This window comes from Pseudomonas sp. 22082, from assembly GCF_052046055.1.
Classification (GTDB): Bacteria; Pseudomonadota; Gammaproteobacteria; order Pseudomonadales; family Pseudomonadaceae; genus Aquipseudomonas; species Aquipseudomonas pharyngis.
On the sequence record NZ_JBQEQB010000023.1, the window covers coordinates 128,824 to 135,684 of the forward strand.

Annotated in this window: 4 protein-coding genes and 2 tRNA genes; all 6 read right to left on the reverse strand. The window is 56.0% G+C overall.

The genetic code is table 11. From position 1 onward, the window contains the following. Positions 1-115: 115 nt before the first annotated feature. Entirely contained in the window at positions 116-2,512 is a 2,397-nt protein-coding gene (gene lon / locus ACTJK9_RS24075; RefSeq protein WP_039767614.1) for an endopeptidase La, read from the reverse strand. A 163-nt stretch (positions 2,513-2,675) separates the two neighbouring features. Continuing rightward, entirely contained in the window at positions 2,676-3,959 is a 1,284-nt protein-coding gene (gene clpX / locus ACTJK9_RS24080) for an ATP-dependent Clp protease ATP-binding subunit ClpX (protein WP_064597867.1), read from the reverse strand. Between the two features lie 113 nt (positions 3,960-4,072). Continuing rightward, positions 4,073-4,708, reverse strand: a complete 636-nt coding sequence (gene clpP / locus ACTJK9_RS24085; protein ID WP_007951559.1) for an ATP-dependent Clp endopeptidase proteolytic subunit ClpP — start codon at positions 4,706-4,708, stop codon at positions 4,073-4,075. A 92-nt stretch (positions 4,709-4,800) separates the two neighbouring features. Then, positions 4,801-6,111, reverse strand: a complete 1,311-nt coding sequence (tig, locus tag ACTJK9_RS24090) for a trigger factor (protein WP_064597869.1) — start codon at positions 6,109-6,111, stop codon at positions 4,801-4,803. Positions 6,112-6,511: 400 nt separating this feature from the next. Beyond that, positions 6,512-6,587, reverse strand: a tRNA-His gene (locus ACTJK9_RS24095). 76 nt (positions 6,588-6,663) lie between these two features. After that, positions 6,664-6,748 (reverse strand) — tRNA-Leu (locus ACTJK9_RS24100). Between the last annotated feature and the right edge of the window lie 113 nt (positions 6,749-6,861).

A 6,861-nucleotide genomic window follows, 5' to 3' on the forward strand; every position in this document is an offset into this window, starting at 1 on the left:
CTAAGTTTTTTGGTGAAAGCAAAAACGAGTGCTGAATGGCCTACAGACACTTAAGAGCCGCTTTATAACAAGGGCTCTAAAAAGCTGTCAAGGAAGCCCCCCAGGCAAAAGCGTATTAATGCGTGCTAATTCTTTCCTTAGAGTCAGACTCACGTTTTTCGTCCTTGGCAACTATCTCCGGAGCCACATCCGGCAAGGGCTCCGGCGCGTATTGCAGCGCAATTTGCAGGACCTCGTCAATCCATTTAACCGGTTTGATCTGCAGATCCTGCTTGATATTGTCAGGAATCTCCTTCAGATCGCGCACGTTCTCTTCCGGAATAATCACTGTCTTGATTCCGCCACGGTGAGCGGCCAGCAGTTTTTCCTTCAGACCGCCAATGGCGAGAACTTGACCACGCAGGGTGATCTCGCCGGTCATGGCGACATCGGCGCGCACAGGAATACCCGTCAAAGCCGACACCAGCGCGGTACACATGCCTACACCAGCGCTCGGGCCGTCTTTCGGCGTAGCACCTTCCGGCATGTGGATGTGCGTGTCGCGCTTCTCGTGGAAGTCCAGGGGGATACCCAGGCTCTTGGCACGGCTGCGCACAACGGTCAGGGCCGCAGTGATCGATTCGACCATTACGTCACCCAGCGAACCGGTCTTGATCAGCTGACCTTTACCCGGCACCACAGCGGCTTCGATGGTCAGCAGTTCGCCGCCCACCTGAGTCCAGGCCAGGCCGGTCACTTGACCAATCTGATCCTGCTGCTCGGCCAGACCGTAGCGGAACTTGCGAACGCCGAGGAAATGTTCCAGCAGATCAGCTGTCACTTTTACCGAGAAGCGTTTTTCCAGCGCGTGCTCTTTGACCGCCTTGCGGCAGACCTTGGCAATCTGCCGCTCGAGGCCACGCACACCGGCTTCGCGGGTGTAGTAACGAATGATGTCGCGGATCGCTTCTTCGTCGAATTCCAGCTCGCCCTTCTTCAGGCCGTTGGCTGCAACCTGCTTGGGCGACAGGTACTTGACCGCGATGTTGATCTTCTCGTCTTCGGTGTAGCCCGGCAGACGGATGACTTCCATCCGGTCCAGCAGCGCCGGTGGAATGTTCATCGAGTTCGAGGTGCACAGGAACATCACATCCGAGAGGTCGTAATCGACTTCCAGATAGTGATCGTTGAAGTTGTGGTTCTGCTCCGGATCAAGCACTTCCAGCAACGCCGACGCCGGGTCGCCACGCATGTCGCTGCCCATTTTGTCGATTTCATCGAGCAGGAACAGCGGGTTGCGGACACCCACTTTTGTCATCTTTTGAATCAATCTTCCTGGCATCGAACCGATGTAGGTCCGACGGTGACCACGGATTTCCGCTTCGTCACGCACGCCACCGAGGGCCATTCGCACGAATTTGCGGTTGGTGGCATGGGCGATCGACTCGGCCAGCGAGGTTTTACCCACGCCCGGAGGACCGACCAGGCACAACACCGGGCCACGGATTTTCTTCACGCGCTTCTGCACGGCGAGGTATTCAAGGATGCGTTCCTTGACCTCTTCGAGGCCGTAGTGATCGGCGTCGAGAATGTCTTCGGCACGGGCCAGGTCCAGACGTACCTTGCTCTGGGCCTTCCACGGCACTTGAACCAGCCAGTCGATGTACGAGCGCACCACGGTGGCTTCAGCGGACATCGGCGACATTTGCTTGAGCTTGTTCAGCTCGGCAGTGGCCTTGGCCAGCGCGTCTTTCGGCAGACCGGCAGCGTCGATACGCTTTTTCAGGTCTTCAATTTCGTTGTGGCCTTCATCGCTGTCGCCGAGTTCTTTCTGAATGGCCTTCATCTGCTCATTCAGGTAGTACTCGCGCTGACTGCGCTCCATTTGCTTTTTGACGCGGCCACGAATGCGTTTTTCGACTTGCAGCAGGTCGATCTCGGCGTCCAGCAAGGCCAGAACGTGCTCGACCCGGGCCGACAAATCGATGATTTCGAGGATTTCCTGCTTCTGCTCGATCTTCAGCGCCATGTGCGCGGCCATGGTATCTACCAGGCGGCCAGGCTCGTCGATGCTGTTGAGCGACGACAGGACTTCAGCCGGGACTTTCTTGCCCAACTGCACATATTGTTCGAACTGCGACAACAGGCTGCGCACAAACACTTCGGATTCGCGCTCGGCGGCGTCGACCTCGTCGATCAGCGACACTTCGGCACGGCAGTGGCCATCGACTTCGCTGAAGCGCTCGACAGCGCCACGCTGCTCGCCTTCGACCAGAACCTTGACGGTGCCGTCCGGCAGTTTCAGCAGCTGCAGAACGGTGGCGATAGTACCTACGCGATAGAGAGCTTCTTCACCGGGATCATCGTCAGCCGGGTTTCTCTGGGCCAGCAGCAGGATCTGCTTGTCGCCCGTCATCGCGGCCTCGAGGGCTTCGATGGATTTCTCGCGCCCCACGAACAGCGGGATAACCATGTGCGGATACACAACGACATCACGCAATGGCAGGAGAGGCAATTCGATGGTGGTCTTCATGATTTCGCCTCTACGGCGGCCATATGGCCGTAATCAGATGGAATTAAGCTTGAAACCAAGATGGGGGTTGCCTTGAAAAAAAACAAGCGCAAAGCGGATGTAAAAAACGACATAAAAAAAAAGAGGCCCGAAGGCCCCTTCCTTGTTCCGGCAGGCCGGGCGCTTACGCGTCCGGTGCAGCCTTGGCAGCCGGCTCACTGTTTTCGTAGACATACAGTGGCTTGGACGTGCCTTCGATCACGCTTTCATCGATCACGACTTTGCTCACCTCGGACTGCGAGGGGATTTCATACATCGTGTCGAGCAGCACACCTTCGAGAATCGAACGCAGGCCACGGGCACCGGTTTTACGTTCCAGGGCACGCTTGGCGACCGATTTCAGCGCGTCGGACCGGAATTCCAGATCCACGCCTTCCATCTCGAACAGCTTGGCATACTGTTTGGTCAGGGCATTTTTCGGCTCGGTGAGAATCTGCATCAAAGCAGCCTCATCCAGCTCGTCCAGCGTCGCCAGGACCGGCAGACGACCGACGAATTCCGGGATCAGACCGAACTTGACCAGATCGTCAGGCTCGACTTCACGCAGGGATTCACCGACTTTCTTGCCTTCTTCCTTGCTGCGCACTTCTGCGTTGAAACCGATACCACCCTTGGTGGAACGGTTCTGAATGACCTTCTCCAGACCGGAGAATGCGCCACCGCAGATGAACAGGATGTTACGGGTATCAACCTGAAGGAATTCCTGCTGCGGATGCTTGCGGCCACCTTGTGGTGGTACGGAAGCGACCGTGCCTTCGATCAGCTTGAGCAAGGCCTGCTGCACGCCTTCACCGGAAACGTCCCGGGTGATCGACGGGTTGTCGGACTTGCGCGAAATCTTGTCGATTTCGTCGATGTAGACAATGCCCATCTGGGCTTTCTCTACGTCGTAATCGCACTTCTGCAGCAGCTTCTGAATGATGTTCTCGACGTCTTCACCCACGTAACCCGCCTCGGTGAGGGTGGTTGCGTCGGCGATGGTGAACGGAACGTTCAGCAAGCGGGCCAGGGTTTCGGCCAGCAGGGTTTTACCGGAGCCTGTCGGGCCGATCAGCAGGATGTTGCTCTTGCCGAGTTCGACGTCGTCAGCCTTTTTGTCACGCTGGTTCAGACGCTTGTAGTGGTTGTACACCGCTACTGCCAGAACCTTCTTGGCACGCTCCTGACCAATGACATATTGATCAAGGATGCCGCTGATTTCTTTAGGCGAAGGCAATTTATGCGCGCTGCTTTCGGCCTGTGCTTCCTGCACCTCCTCGCGGATGATGTCATTGCACAGGTCGACGCACTCGTCGCAGATAAAGACCGAGGGGCCGGCAATCAATTTGCGTACTTCATGCTGGCTTTTGCCACAGAAGGAGCAATAGAGCAGCTTGCCGTTGTCCTCGCCGTTGCGGGTGTCAGTCATTCGTTCGATCCAAATCCGATAGGCTTGCAACACAAGATGAAGGCTATTGCGGGCTTTTTCAAGCCCGCCGCTGATCAGACGCGCCGACCAAGCCTATTTTGAGCTGCTTATTTTTAAGCTGGGCGCTGGTTGATCACTTCGTCGATCAGACCATATTCCTTCGCAGCTTCTGCACTCATGAAGTTGTCGCGGTTGGTGTCGCGCTCGATTTCTTCAAGCGTACGGCCGCTGTGCTTGGCCATCAGCGTGTTCAGACGCTCGCGGATGAAGAGGATTTCCTTGGCATGGATTTCGATGTCCGATGCCTGACCCTGGAAACCGCCCAGTGGCTGGTGAATCATCACGCGCGAGTTCGGCAGGCAGAAACGCTTGCCAGGTGCACCGGCCGTCAGCAGGAATGCGCCCATGCTGCACGCCTGACCGATACAGGTAGTCGATACGTTTGGCTTGATGAACTGCATGGTGTCGTAGATCGACATGCCCGCTGTCACCGAACCGCCCGGGGAGTTGATATAAAGATGGATGTCCTTGTCCGGGTTTTCCGCTTCAAGGAACAGCAATTGCGCGCAAATCAGGTTGGCCATGTAGTCCTCTACCGGCCCCACCAGAAAGATTACTCGTTCCTTGAGAAGACGCGAGTAGATGTCATAAGCGCGCTCGCCACGAGCAGATTGCTCGACAACCATCGGGACCAGGCCGCCGGCGGCCTGGATATCAGAGTTCTGCTGAATATAGGAATTACGGAACATGCTCTGCAGTCACTCCCAAATAGTCATGTCTTGAATACGCATAAGCCAGCTCGAAGGCTGGCTTATGGTGTGTGCTTCTAACGCAAAAACAATCAGTCGGCTTTTGGAGCTTCTACCGGCTTGACCGCTTCTTCGTAAGAGACCGATTTGTCGGTCACGCTAGCTTTCTGCAGAACAGTATCCACAACTTGTTCTTCCAGCACAACCGAACGAACTTCGTTCAGTTGCTGGTCGTTCTTGTAGTACCAGGACACGACCTGCTCAGGCTCCTGGTAAGCCGAAGCCATTTCCTGAATCATTTCACGAACGCGGGCTTCGTCTGGCTTCAGATCGAACTGCTTGACCACTTCGGCCACGATCAGACCCAGGACAACGCGACGCTTGGCTTGTTCTTCGAACAGCTCGGCCGGCAGTTGGTCTGGCTTGATGTTGCCGCCGAACTGCTGGACAGCCTGCACGCGCAGACGGTCAACTTCGTTGGACAGCAGAGCCTTAGGCACTTCGATCGGGTTGGTGGCCAGCAGACCGTCCATTACCTGATTCTTGACCTTGGATTTGATCGCCTGACGCAGTTCACGCTCCATGTTCTTGCGAACTTCGGTGCGGAAACCGTCGATGCCGCTTTCCTTGATGCCGAATTGAGCGAAGAACTCTTCGTTCAGCTCTGGCAGCTTTGGCTCGGAAACGGTGTTTACAGTCACAGTGAACTCGGCGGTTTTGCCAGCCAGGTCCAGGTTCTGATAGTCCTCTGGGAAGGTCAGGTTCAGAACGCGCTCTTCGCCGGCTTTAGCGCCGACCAGGCCTTCTTCGAAGCCAGGGATCATGCGGCCGGAACCCAGTACCAGCTGAGTGCCCTTGGCGGAACCGCCAGCGAACACTTCGCCGTCAACCTTGCCAACGAAATCGATGTTCAACTGGTCTTCGTTCTGGGCAGCACGATCGGCCACTTCGAAACGGGTGTTCTGCTTGCGCAGGATGTCCAGCATCTTGTCCAGATCGGCGTCAGCCACGTCAGCGCTCAGGCGCTCAACGGTGATACCTTCGAAGCCGGCAACGGTGAACTCAGGGAACACTTCGAATACGGCTACGTATTCCAGGTCCTTGCCAGCTTCGAGCGACTTAGGCTCGATCGACGGCGAACCGGCCGGGTTCAGCTTCTGCTCAACCACAGCTTCGTAGAAGGAGGACTGGATCACGTCGCCGATCGCTTCCTGGCGCGCATCAGCACCGAAACGGCGCTTGATTTCGCTCATTGGCACTTTGCCTGGACGGAAGCCAGCAATCTTGGCCTTTTGGGCAGTCTGCTGCAGACGCTTGTTGACCTGAGTCTCGATGCGCTCAGCCGGCACGGTGATGCTCATGCGGCGCTCAAGAGCAGTAGTATTTTCAACAGAAACTTGCATGGATATTCCTCGTTGCACAGACGTTAGCCGGCCGTTTCCGACCCAAGAATCAAGGGCAAGCATTCTAGTAGGTCAAACTCAAGAAGTCACCCTACTGAAAACGGGTAAAAAAACAGCAGGCCATTTGAAGGCGGGGACAAGCGGTTGCGCCTCGCCCTGTTAGCAAATACAGCCAATTCAAGCCAGGGCTCTGCGCCAACCTCTTCTATATATAGAGGCGGTTGAATCATCTCCCTGACAGCCAACCTCGCAAGCAAGGCCGGCGGACAGCGCAGCATCATCGAGCAACATTAATACGACGAAGCACCCTGCCCTGCGACCCGAAACCTGCAGCCGCCGAAATCCGAAACCGTAAAACAAAAAAGGCGCCAGACTGTTAAATCTGGCGCCTTTCGGAATATGGGGTGGACGATGGGGATCGAACCCACGACAACGGGAGTCACAATCCCGTGCTCTACCAACTGAGCTACGCCCACCATATTGCGTGCCAAAGAAGCCAAACAACTTCTTTGTAGAACTTCACCCGGCCAATGGCATGAATGAAGCTTTGATTGGTGCGGATGAAGAGACTCGAACTCTTACGCCTCGCGGCGCTGGAACCTAAATCCAGTGTGTCTACCAATTCCACCACATCCGCAGATGAAGCTTTTAAAGCAAAGGCGCCAGACTGTTACATCTGGCGCCTTTCGAAATATGGGGTGGACGATGGGGATCGAACCCACGACAACGGGAGTCACAATCCCGTGCTCT